The organism is Bradyrhizobium sp. 197 (assembly GCF_023073375.1).
Taxonomy (GTDB): domain Bacteria; phylum Pseudomonadota; class Alphaproteobacteria; order Rhizobiales; family Xanthobacteraceae; genus Bradyrhizobium.
In genome coordinates, this window is sequence record NZ_JADPJJ010000096.1 from 1 (window position 1) to 864 (window position 864).

The following is an 864-nucleotide window of genomic DNA, read 5'->3' on the forward strand; positions in this document are numbered from 1 at the left end:
GCCACCGGCACGGTGACGGTGACCATCACCGGCACCAACGACGTAGCGTCGGTGAGCTCGGACTCCAAGTCCGTGACCGAGGGCGACATTGCCGCGGCATTGAACGCCTCCGGCCAGCTGACGATCGTCGATCCCGACAGCGGCGAAGCCCATGTCGTGGCGCAGAGCAATGTTCATGGCAGCTATGGCGACTTCAGCATCGATGCCAGCGGGGCCTGGAGCTACGCCGGCAACGGCGCCCACGACGAGCTCACCGCGGGCCAGCAGGTCCAGGACCAGTTCACGGTGACCAGCCAGGACGGCACCGCCACCGGCACCGTGACGGTGACCATCACCGGCACCAACGATGCCGCGACCGTCTCGTCCGAGGCCAAGTCCGTGACCGAGGGCGACACCGCGACCGCACTCAACACCTCCGGGCAGCTGACGATCGTCGATCCCGACAGCGGCGAGGCCCAGGTCGTGGCGCAATCGAACGCCCACGGCAGCTATGGCGACTTCAGCATCGATGCCAACGGGGCCTGGAGCTACGCCGGCAACGGCGCCCATGATGAGCTCACGGCCGGGCAGCAGGTCCAGGACCAGTTCACGGTGACCAGCCAGGACGGCACCGCCACCGGCACGGTCAGCATCACCATCACCGGCACCAACGACGCGGCCACGGTCTCGTCCGAGGCCAAGGCGGTGACCGAGGGCGACATTGCCGCGGCACTGAACACCAGCGGGCAGCTGACCATCACCGACCCGGATACGGGCGAAGCCCATGTCGTGGCGCAGAGCAATGTTCATGGCAGCTACGGTGACTTCAGCATCGATGCCAGCGGGGCCTGGAGCTACACCGGCAACGGCGCCCATGATGAGCTG

1 protein-coding gene is annotated in these 864 nt (G+C 67.4%); it reads left to right on the forward strand.

The features are described 5' to 3' along the window. Positions 1-864: VCBS domain-containing protein (locus IVB27_RS23000; RefSeq protein WP_247445497.1), on the forward strand; the 864-nt coding region annotated here is incomplete at both ends.